Origin of the sequence: Brevibacillus sp. MER 51, from assembly GCF_023714195.1 — a bacterium.
GTDB lineage: Bacteria > Bacillota > Bacilli > Brevibacillales > Brevibacillaceae > Brevibacillus.
Genome location: NZ_JAMAUS010000005.1, coordinates 101,961 through 116,963, shown reverse-complemented (window position 1 = coordinate 116,963; position 15,003 = coordinate 101,961). Strand labels below are relative to the sequence as shown.

General features: G+C 45.9%; 18 protein-coding genes. 11 read left to right on the top strand and 7 right to left on the bottom strand.

Translation table 11 applies throughout. The features are described 5' to 3' along the window. Positions 1-3: 3 nt before the first annotated feature. Entirely contained in the window at positions 4-564 is a 561-nt protein-coding gene (gene lepB / locus M3630_RS12680; RefSeq protein WP_173608087.1) for a signal peptidase I, read from the bottom strand. A 387-nt stretch (positions 565-951) separates the two neighbouring features. Between lepB and M3630_RS12675 the strand changes: the two genes are divergently transcribed. From M3630_RS12675 to M3630_RS12660, 4 genes are all read left to right on the top strand, one after another. Next, on the top strand, positions 952-1,377 hold the full coding sequence (locus M3630_RS12675; protein WP_015891940.1) for a MarR family winged helix-turn-helix transcriptional regulator: 426 nt from the start codon (positions 952-954) through the stop codon (positions 1,375-1,377). A 74-nt stretch (positions 1,378-1,451) separates the two neighbouring features. Then, positions 1,452-1,934, top strand: coding sequence for a hypothetical protein (locus M3630_RS12670; RefSeq protein ID WP_251252339.1), 483 nt, complete (start codon positions 1,452-1,454; stop codon positions 1,932-1,934). 118 nt (positions 1,935-2,052) lie between these two features. After that, positions 2,053-2,235, top strand: a complete 183-nt coding sequence (locus M3630_RS12665) for a YozQ family protein (RefSeq protein WP_251252338.1) — start codon at positions 2,053-2,055, stop codon at positions 2,233-2,235. A gap of 146 nt (positions 2,236-2,381) precedes the next feature. Continuing rightward, positions 2,382-3,497, top strand: a complete 1,116-nt coding sequence (locus tag M3630_RS12660; RefSeq protein WP_251252337.1) for an aminopeptidase — start codon at positions 2,382-2,384, stop codon at positions 3,495-3,497. A gap of 17 nt (positions 3,498-3,514) precedes the next feature. On the opposite strand, the gene M3630_RS12655 is transcribed toward M3630_RS12660, so the two are convergent. The 3 genes from M3630_RS12655 to M3630_RS12645 all read right to left on the bottom strand — a co-directional run bounded on the left by M3630_RS12655 (position 3,515) and on the right by M3630_RS12645 (position 5,550). Next, complete coding sequence (locus M3630_RS12655; RefSeq protein ID WP_026043151.1) at positions 3,515-3,835, bottom strand: hypothetical protein; 321 nt, start codon at positions 3,833-3,835, stop codon at positions 3,515-3,517. Positions 3,836-3,955: 120 nt separating this feature from the next. Next, positions 3,956-4,483: an isoprenylcysteine carboxyl methyltransferase family protein gene (locus tag M3630_RS12650; protein WP_251252336.1), complete on the bottom strand. Its 528-nt coding sequence runs from the start codon at positions 4,481-4,483 to the stop codon at positions 3,956-3,958. A 2-nt stretch (positions 4,484-4,485) separates the two neighbouring features. Then, a complete protein-coding gene (locus tag M3630_RS12645) occupies positions 4,486-5,550 on the bottom strand; it encodes a type III polyketide synthase (protein ID WP_251252335.1) in 1,065 nt (354 codons plus the stop codon). 217 nt (positions 5,551-5,767) lie between these two features. On the opposite strand from M3630_RS12645, the gene M3630_RS12640 reads away from it, so the two are divergent. The 3 genes from M3630_RS12640 to M3630_RS12630 all read left to right on the top strand — a co-directional run bounded on the left by M3630_RS12640 (position 5,768) and on the right by M3630_RS12630 (position 8,243). Next, positions 5,768-6,454: a GGDEF domain-containing protein gene (locus M3630_RS12640; RefSeq protein WP_251252334.1), complete on the top strand. Its 687-nt coding sequence runs from the start codon at positions 5,768-5,770 to the stop codon at positions 6,452-6,454. A gap of 159 nt (positions 6,455-6,613) precedes the next feature. Then, complete coding sequence (locus tag M3630_RS12635) at positions 6,614-7,231, top strand: DUF47 domain-containing protein (protein ID WP_173608081.1); 618 nt, start codon at positions 6,614-6,616, stop codon at positions 7,229-7,231. Beyond that, entirely contained in the window at positions 7,224-8,243 is a 1,020-nt protein-coding gene (locus M3630_RS12630; protein WP_173608080.1) for an inorganic phosphate transporter, read from the top strand. Before M3630_RS12635 ends, M3630_RS12630 begins: the two co-directional genes overlap by 8 nt. A 69-nt stretch (positions 8,244-8,312) precedes the next feature. On the opposite strand, the gene M3630_RS12625 is transcribed toward M3630_RS12630, so the two are convergent. From M3630_RS12625 to ligD, 3 genes are all read right to left on the bottom strand, one after another. Further along, entirely contained in the window at positions 8,313-8,552 is a 240-nt protein-coding gene (locus M3630_RS12625) for a hypothetical protein (RefSeq protein ID WP_173608079.1), read from the bottom strand. A 124-nt stretch (positions 8,553-8,676) separates the two neighbouring features. Beyond that, positions 8,677-9,474: a prolipoprotein diacylglyceryl transferase gene (lgt, locus tag M3630_RS12620; protein ID WP_251252333.1), complete on the bottom strand. Its 798-nt coding sequence runs from the start codon at positions 9,472-9,474 to the stop codon at positions 8,677-8,679. A 73-nt stretch (positions 9,475-9,547) separates the two neighbouring features. After that, on the bottom strand, positions 9,548-10,450 hold the full coding sequence (ligD, locus tag M3630_RS12615; protein WP_251252332.1) for a non-homologous end-joining DNA ligase: 903 nt from the start codon (positions 10,448-10,450) through the stop codon (positions 9,548-9,550). 168 nt (positions 10,451-10,618) lie between these two features. On the opposite strand from ligD, the gene M3630_RS12610 reads away from it, so the two are divergent. The 4 genes from M3630_RS12610 to M3630_RS12595 are packed head-to-tail and all read left to right on the top strand — an operon-like array spanning position 10,619 to position 14,962. Next, positions 10,619-12,199, top strand: coding sequence for a spore germination protein (locus M3630_RS12610; RefSeq protein ID WP_483298467.1), 1,581 nt, complete (start codon positions 10,619-10,621; stop codon positions 12,197-12,199). Next, on the top strand, positions 12,196-13,362 hold the full coding sequence (locus tag M3630_RS12605) for a Ger(x)C family spore germination protein (RefSeq protein WP_251252330.1): 1,167 nt from the start codon (positions 12,196-12,198) through the stop codon (positions 13,360-13,362). Before M3630_RS12610 ends, M3630_RS12605 begins: the two co-directional genes overlap by 4 nt. Further along, complete coding sequence (locus M3630_RS12600) at positions 13,355-13,591, top strand: hypothetical protein (protein WP_173608074.1); 237 nt, start codon at positions 13,355-13,357, stop codon at positions 13,589-13,591. Before M3630_RS12605 ends, M3630_RS12600 begins: the two co-directional genes overlap by 8 nt. Positions 13,592-13,603: 12 nt before the next feature. Then, a complete protein-coding gene (locus tag M3630_RS12595; RefSeq protein ID WP_251252329.1) occupies positions 13,604-14,962 on the top strand; it encodes a GerAB/ArcD/ProY family transporter in 1,359 nt (452 codons plus the stop codon). Positions 14,963-15,003: the final 41 nt, after the last annotated feature.

Below are 15,003 nucleotides of genomic sequence, written 5' to 3'. Positions count from 1 at the left end.
ATGTTAACGTGGGAGGCGAATCTGGGACAGCGGCCAGTATACAACCTCTGCTCGTCCGACTACATGATCCAGTTGAACAGGGCCAATAACGCGGCTGTCCATACTATTGTTGCGATTATCCCCCATGACAAATACACTGCCTTCAGGAATCTTTACAGGATCAAAATCTTCGGTTAACGTTACCCCTGCTGTAGAGGTTTTTAGCTTGTTTTCGACCAAATACTCTTCGCTGAGGGGTTGGCCATTGACATACACTTGATCATTTTTGGCTTCAACGGTGTCGCCAGCTACTGCGACCACGCGCTTGATCCAGTTGTCACCAGTTGCATCCGGGTGAATGATGACGATATCGCCAGGTTGCGGTTCTTTGAGGTAGTAAATCGCTTTGTTTACGATGACACGCTCGCGGTCATGCAACGTACTTTCCATGGAACGCCCTTGGACGACGTAGGGAGCCATGACAAATACGTAGATGAAGGCAGTCAATCCGCCAATCAAGACAAACGATTTTAACCAATCAAGCAATTCCACTTTCCATTTTGGTGTAGGGTTGGTTTGTTCCATTGAAATTCTCCTATGTATGTGATTTCTTTGGCAAACATGCCTGAGTCAAATGCCTCGTGTGTGTAAGGCTGTCTTCCCATTATACATGCTTTACGAATAGATACGAAAGATGATTCAAGGAAATAATTGGCTTCGTGGATAAAACGGAAAAAGTCGTAACATTATTTTGCAAGCATATCTATTGTCAGTTTTTCCTGTTTGAGTTAAGATGTTCTTGAAATAAGTTTTACAATAAAAATATTAAGTGGTAAACACTTTGTCTGGCTCATACATATCTTTCGTGAAAAGAAATAATTTCGGGAGTCCTATTGATCTTCCGGTACTTAGGCTATATAGTTTTATAGTAAAAGTACTTATATTATTAATTTTCCGAAAATAGGTGATGTCGTGAGCAATATGTCCCGTGCCAGTAAACTTGAGGAACTGGATCGAGTTTTTGTCGAGATTGCTCGTTTCTTTATTAACAATTGGCTAGAGGAAGAGTCAATCAGTCCGAAGCAGTTTATCTTGTTGCGTGTGCTACATCAAAAAGGACGAAGCACAGTTTCTGAGCTGGCGACTATTTTGAAGTTATCCAATAGTGCCACCACAATCGCACTCAATCGGTTGGTTAAGGCCGGTTTTATTGACCGGGTTCGAGACGAACAGGATCGACGTGTCGTGTGGGTCACTTTGTCACAACAAGCCGTTCCAACTCTGGAAGGACTTCTGTGCCACAGGAGAGCACTAGTGGGAAAGCTGCTGGAGAATCTGACTGACGACGAATTAGAGCAGTTTACGTATTTTCTCAGGAAAATGCAGCAGTGCATATAGCATACCTTCAAGTTCGGGTTTGGGGACATTCGTGTAAGACAAAAGTGTGTACCGCGGAATGGGAGTGTACACATATGAAAAAGAAAAGCACACTGATCATGAGTTCTTGTATCTTAGGAGCAGCTCTCTTCACACAAGCTGCATTTGCTGAAGAGGCAGTAAAAGCTACTGAAACGACTACTGCAACAGAAGCAAAAACAACTGCAACTGAAGAAAAACCGGCAACTACTGAAGAAAAACCAGCAACTACTGAAGAAAAGCCGGCAACTGATGCAACAACAACTGCACCAGCAACTAAACCTGAAGTAAAACCTGCGACTCCACAAACCGTTACTCCAATTCAAGGTTTGACTCAACAAGGTGGCTGGGTTATCATGCCAGGTAAAGATGAGTATGTATGGGTAAGTGGTCAATATGTTCCAGTCGTCTCTAACGTAGCTGGTTGGGCAATGATGCCAGGAGTAGATCAATTTGTTACAACTGGTGGCGTAACTCCTGTGGATGCTCCAGCAGCTGGTTGGGCAATGATCGCTCCAGAATCCGATAACGAAAAATAAGCATAGCTGATAATAAAGGCGCTTTGTCCCTCGAATTGGGCAAGGCGCCTTTTTGGCTAAAGCTGGAGATTCCCGTACAAACTAAAGCGGATTCAACCAAAGGGAAGGAGGAATGAAAATGGCAGGTTATGATAAGGATCAGGCTCGATCCAGGGCGAGAGAGTTGGGCATGGTGGATGCAGGCGGAGCCGTCTACTATCAAGCGGCAGACGAATATACGGCTGGACTGGCAACGACACGGGAGCTGGTCAGTGACATGTACAAGATGGGAACCATTGAGGACAGGAAACAGACGATGTAAAAACGGAAGAAAAGAGCAATGCCAGCCTGGATGTAAGAAGGCTGGCCGCTTTTTGTTTCATTGATAAAAAATTTTTTATTGACTTAGTAGATTGTATCGGTAAAAATACAAGAGGAATCAGAAAATTTAAAAAGGGTGTGCCACGAATGAGAGACTCACGATTAGATCAATTAGCGTACAATCTGGTTAACTATTCTGTACGAGTACAGCCAGGGGAAAACATTTTGATCAACGCGAAAGGGGACACACCGGATTTGGTGCAAGCCCTCGTGCGTGAGATTTACAAAGCAGGCGGCAGTCCTTATGTTCAATTGATTGATCCCGCCGTAAGCCGAGAAATCGCAATGAATTGCAATGAAGATCAGTTAAAGACCATGGCTCAACATGAAGTTGAACTCATGGAGAAAATGCAAGGTTATATCGGCATTCGTGCAGCGGACAACATCAATGAGATGGCTGATGTTCCAAGTGACAAGCTCGGCATCTATTCTCGCCTGTATGAGCTGCCCGTGATGAATGTGCGCGTGCCTAAAACGAAGTGGGTTGTTCTTCGTTATCCGAATCCTTCCATGGCACAGCTTGCGAACATGTCTACAGCAGCTTTTGAAGATTTTTACTTCCAGGTATGTAACCTGGATTACGCGAAAATGGACAAAGCAATGGACAGTCTGGTTGACTTGATGAATCGCACAGACAAGGTACGCTTGGTAGGACCTGAAACGGATCTCACCTTCTCAATCAAGGACATTCCTGCTGTAAAATGTGCTGGCCTGCGCAATATACCGGATGGTGAAGTGTATACAGCACCTGTAAAGGATTCCGTAAATGGCGTTATCACTCATAATGCGCCAACACCATACCACGGCTTCACATTCGAAAATGTCCGCCTGACCTTCAAGGACGGCAAAATTGTGGAAGCAACAGCGAACGATACCGAACGCTTGAATCAAATTTTGGATACGGACGAGGGAGCGCGTTTCGTTGGGGAATTCGCTATCGGTGTGAATCCTTACATTCGCAACCCGATGAAAGATATCTTGTTTGACGAAAAAATAGACGGAAGCTTCCACTTCACGCCTGGTCAATGCTATGACGAAGCTTACAATGGCAACAAATCGTCTGTGCACTGGGACATGGTTTCCATCCAGCGTCCAGAATGGGGCGGAGGGGAAATCTGGTTTGATGACGTCCTGATTCGCAAAGATGGTCGTTTTGTCATTGCAGAGCTTGAATGTCTGAATCCAGAAAACTTGAAAGGGTAAGGCAAAGCCTACCCAAATCATTTGTCGTACTGACGGAGCCTTTCGTGGGCAAGCATAATATCCATTTCTAGCTGAAATAGCATGTGCAAATTGCTTGAAGGAAGAGTAATTCTGCGTGCCGCGTGGTAGAGAAGTGGCTTGTTTTGTTTGATAACCGTCATGATTTCCACAACGGGAGGAACGACTTGCTTGATTCTTAGCAGGCTTTGCAAATAGCGGAGAAATGTTTGAATACTAGCCTGGTCATCCTTGTTCGGTACCGTTTCAATCAAAGCGAAAAAGTCTCGGACGATGATACGTTTCGTCTCTTGAGGCTCCACTATGGTTGTGCGATTCACTAGATCCACCTCACGGGAAAGAGTAACAGCTTCTTTTCTTTTCCCGCTGAATGACAAGGAATAAACCTTTTGTCTGATAAAAAGTCTTTGGCATGTGCGTGTGCCAAAGACTTTTTGTTTTTATGACTCGCGATGACCATCGTAGACGCTTGCTTCTTCCAGGGGAATCCGTATGCGCAGGAGCAGCCAGGCATTCAAGAGAGAAAAAGTCAGAGCAGTTGCCACAGCGGAAAATGTCAAGGGCAGTAGGAGTAGCTCAAGCGATACGACCAAGTAGTTGGGGTGACGAATGAACCGATAAGGACCTCGCTTGATCGGAGCCTCGCCCGGGAGTATGAAGATGCGTGTATTCCACCGTTTGCCCAAGCTTCGAATACACCAATAACGCAGTCCTTGGGCGATAAAAAACAGGCTGAACGGAACCGCCCACCAAGAGGGCAGAACCATGGAACTGCCTTTTCCCACCACTTCGAAAATAAGCGAGAGAAAAAAGAGAAAATGAAGAAGGACGATGTATTTGTAATGACTCGCCCCAACTTCGTAGCCCCCTTTTGATCGGATATAGCGGGCATTCTTCACGGCAACGAGTAGCTCCACCAGTCGCTGCAACACGACTCCAGCCATGACAAATCCAAAGAAGAGCAACATGACTATCTCGCCTCCAGAAGTAAGAGCTCGGAGCTAAATCCAGGTCCAAGCGCAGCGACCAATCCGCGATCTCCTGGCTCCCACGCCTTCTCCATGCTTTTTTCCAAGACGAACAGAACCGTAGGGGAAGACATGTTTCCAAAATTGGTTAGGACATCTTCAGAAAAACGAGTGGCTTCGGTACCAATGCCCAGAGAACGCTGGTAAGCCGTTAATACCTTGGCTCCACCTGGATGGAAAATGAAGTGACGTAGATGGTCAATAGACATCCCATGCGGTGACAAAAAACTCTCCACGTTTTCTCGCATCGAAGACCGGATGAGAGTAGGGATGTCGCGAGAGAAAATCACTTTTAACCCAGGATCGGTCAATTCCCATCCCATGACATCTACGGTGTCCGGCCATGTTGTTGTTCGCGCATCACAAAATTGAACCTTAGGTATGAGTGATGAGGAAAAGACTTGATCTCCTTCAATTAATACGGCTGCAGCTCCATCTCCAAAGAGGCACGTTGCGACCAAATTACTTTTAGACAAATCTTGTCGGATAAAGGTCAAGCCGCACAGTTCTACGCTCACAAGCAATACTCGCCGGGAGGGATAAGCCTGGGTGTACTCACATGCGCGCGACAATCCCATCGCTCCACCGGCACAGCCAAGGCCCCACAACGGGACACGGGTTGCTTGCGATCGAAGTCCCAAGCGGTGGAGCAAGCGGGAATCAAGGCTTGGGGTCGCAATGCCAGTGCTTGATACAAACATCAGACAATCAATGGATGCCGGCTCAACTCCAGCTTTCGTCAAACACTTTCGGGCTGCTTCCTCTGCCAAAGCTTCCGCATGTTCGATATACAATTGATTTTTCTCTGCAAATGGCCGGTCTTCCAAAAACCAATCCATTGGCATACTAAAATGTCGTTTTTGAATGTGACTGTGTGCAAACACGTGTAACAAACGGTCTATATCGGGAAAGGCATCTTGAAAAAATAGGCGCGCCAGCTTGATGGAGTCCTCTTGTGTAATCTCATGGGAAGGTACTGCTGTAGCCACGGCTTCTATACGGGGCATACATTCATTCACTCCCGTCTTTTTTTATTAGGCATTAGCTTATCCCTTCCAATTGGTTCCAATTCATGCAGCACCATGTGCATAGACCACAGGCTGGTTGTCAGGAGCTTTCGATGATTCGCTTGAATGAATAAGTGGCAGTTTCGTGGTTTTGCTTGATAGGTCTAATGTACGAATAGAAAGAAGGTTACATCGGATGGATCGGGGGTAGTGTACTTTGGGCTCACGCTGGATCAGCTTGGGTGTGTCCTGTGTGATCATCTCGGTTTGGCTGATCGGTTACGGATTGCCGAGGGATGAGAGCATGTTTGTCTTTCTTATACTTGTGGGTGTCATTCAGTCGGTTGCTGCCTATCAAATAGGGAAATATGTAGATCGGTTGCGGCAGATGGCTTATCATGATTCACTTACAGGCGTTCTCGTCAATCGCAGATTTCTGGACAAATTGGTTGAAGAAGTAGAGTTGGCAAAAAGCAATCATCAATCTGCTACTTTATTGTTTATTGATTTGGATAATTTCAAAATATTCAATGATTCATTTGGCCATTTGGAAGGCGACAGACTCCTTTGCCAATTTGCAAGACTCTTGCAAGCAAGTGTACGGAAACAAGACACGGTTGGAAGGTGGGGTGGGGAAGAATTCGTTGTTTTGTTAGCGCAGACAGACACAAGAAGAGGACTGGCAATCGGGGAACGAATTCAAAATCAAGTGCGACAGGCTCTTTCAGGTGTCACGGTCAGTATCGGAGTAGCCTCGTATCCACACCATGCTGCAACAGCGGAAGAGTTAGCGAAAAAAGCAGATATGCATATGTATGAAGCGAAAAAAAGGAAAGATTGCATGATGGTCGCTTCGAATGAAATGATAAATATTGGCAAGACTAACACTCGTCATCTCTCTTGACATGGGTGTTTTTTTTAATTGTAAAGAGCATTTACAAAAACTTAATAATTCCTTAAAGAAAAATATACACATTTGACCTTGATTTTAAATTTACGGAAACATTAACATTCGATATAATCTGTTAGGTGTGATTTATTCAAAGGAGTGAAGAAGTCCCATATGTTGAAATCAAACAAGTATATCTTCTTTGATCTGTTCGAACAGCAGATTGCCACGGTACACAAAGGAACTCATCTTTTCTATGAAATGATAGGAAATTATCATGATCTGGAAACAAAGGTTAAGGCAATCAAGGCTGTCGAGAAAGAAGGAGACGAAATCGTTCGTCGCATCATGAACGAGTTGAACTCTACTTTTATCACTCCGCTTGAGCGTGAAGACATTCACCAACTCGCTCATACGATGGACTCGATGATCGACTACATTGACGGTGTTGCTGATCGTATGTATTTGTACCAAGTGACTCAACCAGATCCACGTGTATTGGCACAAGCCAATATTTTGGTGAAATGCTCGGCAAAGCTGATCGAGCTGATTCGCACACTGCGCAAACTGGATCATAAAGTCGTTACACAAATCGCTGGGGAAATTAAAGATTTGGAGCATGAATCTGACTCCAACTACCGTAAAATGGTATCTGATTTGTTGAATTCTCCTGATACCAACCCAATGGAAGCGATCAAACTCAAAGAGATTTACGATAAGCTCGAAGACTGTGCTGACTTCGCTGAGGACGTCTCCAACCTGGTAGAAGGGATCGTGTTAAAGAATGCTTGATCTTTCGCCAGAGGTGATTATTCTCGTACTCGTCGTCATCATGGCGTTAGCATTTGACTTTATTAATGGTTTTCACGATACGGCGAACGCGATTGCGACTTCTGTTTCCACGCGCGCATTAAGTCCAAAAACGGCGATTATTATTGCATCCTTGTGTAACCTGATTGGTGCACTCTCATATACGGGGGTAGCGAAGACAATCGGGGGAGGCATTACTGATCCATTCAAGCTGGAAAATGGATTGGTCGTCGTTTTGGCCGCGTTGACATCTGCGATTTTGTGGAACCTAATCACCTGGTGGTTCGGAATTCCTAGCTCGTCCTCGCACGCGATTATCGGCGGCGTTGCAGGTGCCGCTTTTGGTGCCGCAGGAAGTGGTGCCATTAACTGGTCAGGCTTCATTAGCATTATCCAAGCGTTGATCGTATCGCCGCTTGTTGCCTTCGCTGTTGGTTTTGTGGTGATCAAGCTGGTGTCTTGGTTCGTTCGTAACTCCGCGTATCACAAAACCAATAAAGGTTTCCGTTCGATGCAAGTATTGTCAGCGTCTTGGCAGGCTTTCAGCCATGGAGCCAACGATGCGCAAAAAACAATGGGCGTAATCACCCTTGCTTTGATTTCTGGAGGATTCTTGGTACAAGCACCGGGCGAATTCGTTATTCCACTGTGGGTAAAACTTTCAGCTGCTCTTGCAATGGCTTTAGGTACAGCCTTTGGTGGATGGCGGATCATCAAGACCTTGGGTGGTAAGATTATGAAAATCAAGCCAATTTCCGGTTTCTCAGCAGACCTGTCTTCTGCCTTGATTATCACAATCTTTACAGCTTTGAAACTGCCAGTGAGCACAACGCATGTGATCACATCCGCCATCTTGGGGGTAGGGGCATCGCAAAAGCTGAACGCAGTAAAATGGGGCTTGGCTGGCCGGATTTTGGTCACTTGGGTCATTACCCTTCCGATTACCGGACTTTTGGCTGCTGCCTGCTACGTCGTGTTTGACGTATTCCTGTAGAGCTACATCTTTATCCAACAGATAACAGACACCTTTCCGTGTAGAGTACGCGGGGAGGTGTCTTTTTCATTAGCTTGATCCAGTTAAACGCTCCCATAAGCCAGGCTTAGGTTTAATTTGCACGAGGCGAATGGCAGAGAATGGGATATAGTCCAGCGAGCCGTCCCGTTCTTCAATTAATATGCCATTGGGGCTGTAATCATACAATTTACCTTCTGCATATGCAGATAATCCTTGGCCGATCATATCAGGAGCGAAATGAATACGTACATAACGATCGAGATACTCTTCCAAAATTCCATCATCCATCTTATTCCCATCCTTTTTTATTCTTTCTCCTAGTTATTGCCTGCATTGCGACAATTCAGACAAGGCAAAGAAAAAACCACCCAGTCGGACTGACCTGAGTGGCAATGGATATGGCATGTTGATGTTATTCGATCGAGTTTTGGGAATGTCCGGCCTGCTTGCTTTTGCGCGCAAACACGAGCAGCAAGATGACACCGGCAGCAATCAAGCACAGACTGACTAATTGAGCGACACGCAGGGTATCGGCTATCAACAAACTGTCTGTACGCATGCCCTCAATGAAGAAGCGTCCAATCGAATACAGGATCATGTAGCTGAACAAGACCTGTCCATCGAATTTTTTGAATCGGTACAGCATGAGCATGAGAATGCCAAACACGACGAGGTTCCATATCGATTCATACAAGAATGTAGGATGGTAGTACTGTCCGCCGATAAACATTTGCTCGCGGATGAATGCGGGGAACTTTTCCATAAACTCGGCAGAGACTGGACCACCATGAGCTTCCTGGTTGATAAAGTTTCCCCAACGCCCGATGGCTTGACCCAAAATGACACTCGGCATAAAAATGTCAGCCAAGCGAAGGAACGGCAGATTATGCTTTCGAATATACCAGGTTCCTGCCAGAACACCACCGATTAATCCGCCGTGAATAGCCAAGCCGCCTTGCCAAACTGCGAAGATGTCCAGTGGGTTGTCTTTGTACTGCTGCCATTCAAACGTAACATAATACAATCTTGCACAAACGATGGCTGCTGGAATGATCAGAACCACCATGTTCAAGACGTGATCAGGATCAATGCCAGAACGTTTGGAATTGTAGCGCGCGAGATAAGTACCCAAGAAAAACGCCAGCCCCATAATAATGCCATACCAGTGAATCTTTAAGGGGCCGATTGCAATTGCGATCGGATCGATCATGAATGTGCCTCCTTGCCTCAAAACATCTGTGCCAAGTATAGCACAAATAGACTGCAGGATTCCAACTAATGGCTTACCGGGACTGCAAAAAGCCGAGGATGCCATCAAGAGAGGAGCGCTTTGTCGGAGCAGAAATGGATGAGAATAAATCTCCGATTGTTTCCAGGCGTTTGGGTACCGTATAAACGGTGAAGTCTGTGGGATGACAATGGGGAACCTCTTTCCACAGAAGTGGCGTTGATACGGTTGCCTGTGGTTTTGCGCGGGTTGAATAAGGGGCTGGCAGTGTCTTACCGCGCCAGTGTTGCAAATAATCAATGTATAGCTTATTGCCCCGATTCTTCACGAAACGCTCGATGGTTAAAAGTGAGGGATGCTTGCTGACTAAATAGGATGCGATGAAATGTCCGACTTGGCGCGTCTGTTCAAACGTATAGCAAAGTTCGATCGGAACATAAACTTGCAAGCCGCTGGAACCAGATGTCTTGACCCATGAAGGCAACTGTAATTCATCGAGCAGCTCTTTCAATAAGAGGGCAGACTCTATCACAACACCAAAATCATCTGTGGAAGGGTCGAGGTCAAACACGAGCTCAGTCGGAGTCTCATCCTTGGCGAGATGAAAAGAGACGTGCCACTCCAATGCTGCTTGATTCGCCATCCATACGAGTGTCGCTCGGTTATTGCACAGTACGTACCGTACGTTTTCCCATGTATGCGTTTGTATCCAGTCGGGTGCATAGTCTGGGGCATTTTTTTGATAGAAGTGCTTGTCACCGATTCCGTGCGGGTAGCGAATGACGGTTAAGAGCCGATCCTTGCTATATCTGAGCAGTGGGGCCGCAACAATCAGCAAATAGCGCAAGTAATCTAGCTTGGTTACCTTGGCCTCTGGCCATAGAGGCTTGTCAGGATTTGTGATGGACAATACGTGATTGTCGATCGTCAGCTCGTACTCTTTTGTTGCAGGACGCAATGATGTTTTCACCTTCTTTTGAAACGGTATAGGTGTTCCTACTATCTCCCATCCACGATTCTCTATGTAATGAGAATTCCTCTTTGCATATATTTCCTGCCAATCAACCATAATACGGGTAGCTTTCCAGTGGTTGGTGATGAAATGAAATTCAAGAAGAAAGATAAAATGAAGGACCTGATTGAGACGATGAATGCCTGCAGCTTGATTGATCTGGAGGGTATACCGATTTCGCCTCAATTGGGAGAGAACATTGATCTGTTGAAAAAAATGTTCGCTGATTGCTCCGATTTTGTCATACGGGAATTCCGCCAAAAAAACAGTGTTCGTGCAATTGCTGTTTTCGTCGATGGGCTGATTGATACCAAAGAGGTCAATTCTGCACTGAAATCGTTAATGGTGCTTGAAGACGGCGATGACGATATAAAAGTGATAGAAGAGTCACTTTTGCCTGTTTCCCAGATGGGAAGAGTAGACGATTATAAAAAGCTATTACAGGCTGTGCTTTCAGGTGATACAGGCATTCTTGTAGAGGGAAATACAGAAGCACTTACGCTCGGCATTCGTGGAGCAGAAAAACGCTCCGTAAACGAACCGGAAGGAGAAGCGGTCGTACGGGGGCCTCGTGAGGGTTTTATCGAAAATATTCGCACGAACACGTCGATGCTACGGCGAAAATTGCGAACACCTCGATTGAAAATGAAGTCCTTGGTAGTTGGACGTGAGACAAACACCAACCTGGTGGTTGCTTTTCTGGATGGGATTGCTGATCCAGAGATCGTTCAGGAGGTCACTGCTCGAATCAGTAAGATCAATTTAGATGCTGTGCTGGAAAGCGGATATATCGAAGAGATGATCCAGGATAATACATACTCGCCTTTCCCTCAGGTTATGTATTCCGAGCGCCCAGACACGGTCGCTGCGGCATTGCTGGAGGGACGTGTCGCGATATTTGTGGATGGGACACCGATGGTTTTAATCGTGCCTGTTACGTTTTGGATGATGATGCAGGCCAGCGAGGATTACTACGAGCGCTTTCAAATGGCTACGCTTGTACGACTACTGCGTTATGTATTTCTCATCATTTCACTCATTACCCCTGCCTTATATGTGGCCATAACGACTTATCACCAACAGATGCTGCCAACCACGCTCCTTTTAAGTATTGCGGCTGCGCGCGAGTCCATTCCTTTTCCTGCTATTGTGGAGGCTTTTATCATGGAAATTTCTTTTGAAGCCTTGCGAGAAGCGGGGATTCGTCTCCCGAAAACGGTCGGGCAAGCCGTCAGTATTTTAGGCGCGCTGGTCGTAGGTCAAGCAGCTGTGCAGGCAGGGATTGTTTCTGCCCCCATGGTTATTGTTGTATCGCTCACAGGGATAGCCTCATTTACCATCCCGCATTTTAATGCATCGATTTCATTGCGAATGCTGCGCTTTCCGATCATGATTGCGGCTTCGATCCTCGGCATCTATGGAATGCTGGTAGCGTTATTGCTAATCCTCGGACATATGGCCAACCTACGTTCTTTTGGTGTTCCATATTTATCTCCGCTGGCACCGATGTCAATCGGCGATCTCAAAGACGTCCTGATAAGAACGCCATGGTCGATGATGGAAAAACGCCCGAGCTTTTTGGGAGTTCAAAACGCAAGGCGTATGAACGATGGTTTTGCTAATTCTATGCAGCAAAGAGGAGGGCAATCAGGGATGACAGGAAACCGTCATCCAAACGAGGAGGGACAATCGTGAAGGCTGTGACCCGCATATTGGTGGTGTCGCTCTGCATGTTCCTGATTTCTGGTTGTTGGGATCGGCGCGAAGTAAATGACATGGCTATCGTCATTGCAATGGCGATGGATAAGGAACCAGACGGTAGGTATCGGTTCTCCATTCAGGTCCCCCTGGTCAGCAGCCTAGGCGCACAGTCTGGAGGGGGTGGGGGGACGAGTGGTGATAAGAGTTATTACGTTGATTCCGCGGTGGGCAGGACAATTCGGGAAGCGAATGGCTTGATCCAAGCAAGAATGTCTCGGAGAATTTACTACTCCCATCACCGGATGATCGTGATAGGCGAAGAACTGGCGAAGGACGGAATGTCCGATGTGCTCGATATTGTGGCACGCTTTCCGGAAAACAGACTGACAGCATACATTGTCATGACAAAAGGCAAAGCAATCGAATTACTAACCGCACAGCCGCAATTTGAACGTTTTTCAGGAGAAGCGATGCGTGAGTTGGTCAAGATGGGGGGCATTAGTGTAACGTTGAAGGATGTGGCCCAGATGCTCGGTACACCAGGGGTTGATGCCATCTTACCCGTTCTAGCGGCTGTGGATTCCCATCCGAAAGGAAAGTCAAAAGAAATAGAGGCGACGGGGGTAGGGTTATTTCGACAAGACAAGCTCGTAACCATCGCGAAGCCCAAAGAGCTGCTCGGCTTGCGATTGTTCCAACGCGAATTTACACCGTTTTCTATTGTGCTGCCCCTTACCAAGCATGAACGGCTTACGATAACTCTTTCGAAAGGAAGGGCGAATATCAAGCCTGTGATTAGGAAGGGCCACATCCATTTCAAAATTGACCTATACACTTCTGCCGTTGTGGTGGAGAATCAGTCAAACCTCGATCTCGAGGAAGAGAAAAATATTCGAATGCTGGAAGCGAAGCTCGTCGAGCAAATCAATAACGGTGTGAACCACATGATGCAAACGATCCAAAAGAAACAATCAGACTTCATCGGGTTAGGAATCGCGTTGTCAAGGAATTATCCGCGAGAGTGGCGGGACCGATATCGGAACAGGTGGTATAAGGAACTTCCGAAAATCACATACGAAATACGATCCAAAGTGAACGTGGTCAATTTCGGACAGACAACGAAGAATATAACCAAAGGTGAAGATGATCATGAATAGAATATTTCTGGTTTTTTTTGTCTTCATGCTGTTACATTCCATTGGAGAATTCATCCTGAAGCGAAAAGGCATAGATGGAAGACAGCAACGAGTCATTGTTATTTTTTACACCCTAACCATTGTTTATCTGATCGCATTGCAATTCCAGTATTATCAAATCCTACCCACGAGTAACATCATGAACATTTTCTCTCCCCATGTGAAGTGGTGGGTGGATCAGTTCGTATAAGGAGGACCAAGTATGATTCACAAGCAAGTTGTCAATCATCGGCAAATTGCCTGGCTCGTCGGCAGTGTCTTGATGACAGGGATGATGATCGGTTTCTTGCGGTCTGTCGTTCAGGTAGCGAGGATGGATGGTTGGTTCTCTCAAATTTTCCCCATCTTTTATGCGATTTTTGTCGCCTACGTTTTGAGTGGGCTGGTGGAGGCCTACCCTGGGAAGAATATCTTTGAAATTTTATTTATTATTGGCGGGAAGTGGATTGGTGGAGCTGTCAATCTACTGATTTTGTTTTATATTTGGATCATCCTGGCGATCGATATTAAAGGGGCTGCTGATTTTTTACATATCTCGTTATTGCCAAACACGCCATTGGAGGTCATCTTACTCGTCTTCGTCCTACTGATAATGTACTATGGTAAAACGAGCCTTGAGGTGGCGGCGCGAGTAAATGAGCTTTATTTTCCTCTTTATTTCCTCATGTGTATATCGTTATATTTCCTGCTAATGAATGAATACAACGTAGAGCGATTGGAACCAATTTTAACGAATAGATTGGATCGGATCGTGATCAGCAACTTTTTTCCAGTGGGTGTATATGGTGATGTATTTCTTATTGGGGCATTCTTACATGCCATTGTAGAGCCGCGGCTATTTTATGCTGCGATGAAGCACGGGGTCATTATTGTTGGCTTTGGAACGACGATTATGTTGCTCGTTTTGCTCGGGGTGATGGGCTACATTATCGCCGGTCGACTGAATTTCCCTATCTATATTCTCGTCCAGCAAATTCACATCACAGATTTTCTGGACAGGGTCGAAATGATCCTCTTTAGTGTTTGGTTTCCTGCTTTCACAATTAAAGTCATAGTCGCTTACTTGGCGTTTTTAGTGGGGGTGGGATCGTTTGGGGGACAGAGGCATTACAATACACTCAATGCACCGTGTGGATGGTTTATCGTTGTATCGTCCATATTCGCGTTTCCAAATATAGCACATATCGATCAATTTATTAGCTATAGCTTGCCGTTGATCGTGCTCGTCTTTCAATTGCCGCTGGCGCTCTTTTTGCTTGTTCATGTAAGGCGAAAGAATAAAGGAAGAGAGCAAAGCCTCATTCCCGAAGGAACGAAGCTTTATCGATTTTACAGGTCAATGGTATGGACCACGACAGTCTGTTTAAGTGGTTGTGTGATCGTGATAGTGGTTGGGGACTTTTTTAAGGATAAATCAGCGATAGGTGGGGGAGCGACAGCTGTTGTCTACATTGTCCTCTTACTGATAGCGCTGTTGACAAGCTACGGGGAAATGCAGGCCCTTAATCATGGCAAGCAAAGGCTGGGGAGAACAAAACAGGCTGGGTCGTTTCGACAATGAGGTCGAAAGTCAAGGGGTTCCTTACTCCAAAACACACTGAC